This is a genomic window from Treponema sp. R6D11 (assembly GCF_054786075.1).
In genome coordinates this window covers 1-1,391 of sequence record NZ_BDHD01000333.1, presented here as the reverse complement: position 1 = coordinate 1,391, position 1,391 = coordinate 1, and the positions used below count along the sequence as shown (strand labels likewise).

1 protein-coding gene and 1 pseudogene are annotated in these 1,391 nt (G+C 39.0%); both read left to right on the top strand.

The features are described from left to right. Nucleotides 1-105 precede the first annotated feature (105 nt). Nucleotides 106-1,041 carry a tetratricopeptide repeat protein gene (locus ACYVTD_RS12860; protein ID WP_461248141.1) on the top strand — a complete coding sequence of 312 codons (936 nt, stop codon included), beginning with the start codon at nucleotides 106-108 and terminating at the stop codon, nucleotides 1,039-1,041. Between the two features lie 19 nt (nucleotides 1,042-1,060). Then, nucleotides 1,061-1,391, top strand: a pseudogene (locus tag ACYVTD_RS12855) (transcription elongation factor GreA); the annotation flags it as partial.

Genomic DNA, 1,391 nt, shown 5'->3' with positions numbered 1-1,391 from the left:
TATCCGTAGACGGCGGAACGATGATTTTGTTCATTTTTAATATTATACCCATTACAGATACTATTGTCAAACAATGAAAAAATGGTATACTGAAAATAAGAAAAAATGGAAAATGGGCAGGTTGCGGGGCTGTTAAAAAACGCCTATGAAAAACTGAAAACTTCTGATCCGTCAGCGGCTTGCAGTCTTTTAGAAGAAGCCATGAACCATGATTATGAAAACGAAGAAGTCAAACACGCTCTTAAATGCGTTAAATGGTGGCTTCAACACATTGGGAGGATTGATGAGATAAAAACCCCTTATGAAAAAGGAGCTTCTTTAATTTCATTGCTGAAGCAATACTATGTTTTTTTGAGTCATTTAAATCAAAATTTTGAACAGTGTCAATATTCTATTCGATATTTTGTTTATTCAAAAGCGCTCTTTTTTTTTGAAGGATTGCTCGCTAACCCGGCGAACCAGCATGATTCAGGTTTATTGCTTTTAACCGGGCGCTGTTACAAAGGACTTGGCGATTACAACAAGGCGCTGAATTACCTTGAACAAGCCGTCCAAATAAAAAGGGAGGACGCCGAAATGCTTGCCGAAGTTGCCGACATTAACGCTCTTCTGGCTCAGACAAAGACGGCAAAGACATTGTTTAGGGAAGCGTTTTTCATTGACCCGTCAAAAATTGACATAAGGTTTTTGGAATCCGCGCTGATTCTTAAACTGCGCGACAGCGTTGCGGAACTGGGTTACAAGGACGGGGAAATATGTGAATGGATACCGGTTTACGGTTATTTATGGGGAGTTTTTTCCATAAAGCGCGAATTAAAGCAAATGGAAGCGGGCAGGTTGAAGCAGTCGACTTTTTCGTTGGAAACCGAGTATGAGTCAAATCCCGCAAAACGGGAGATTTTAAAGCCAAGGCTTTTAAATCATTATTTTTGGCTTATTGATCATTATGAGACAAGTAAAGAAGATCCTTCACTTATTGAAGAGGTCTTATTAAAAATAAGAGTTACCGATTTGGCTGTTTACAATATGTACGCCAAGTAAGGACAGGAGAAAAAGTATTATGAATAACGCTGAAACAGCAGTAACATTATCAGAGAGCGCGCAAACGCTTTTAAAAAATTTAAATGAAATGTTAAACGAGGAAAAATGGACAAGAGCGAGTCTTGGAAATTATTCCACCAACCAATTCAAAGAGTTAGACGCCATTCTTAAAACAGCGCGCGATGAAAAAGTCGTTAATGAGCTGAAAAAAGACTGCGATGAGCATTTAGTTCACACAAGAAACCGTTTAATCGCGCTCTACCTGTCCTGCATGATAGCCCTATCCCGCCAAATTATCGACGACTCCGCGATGATCAACCTTGTATCGATATTTTTGGATAATCATAAAT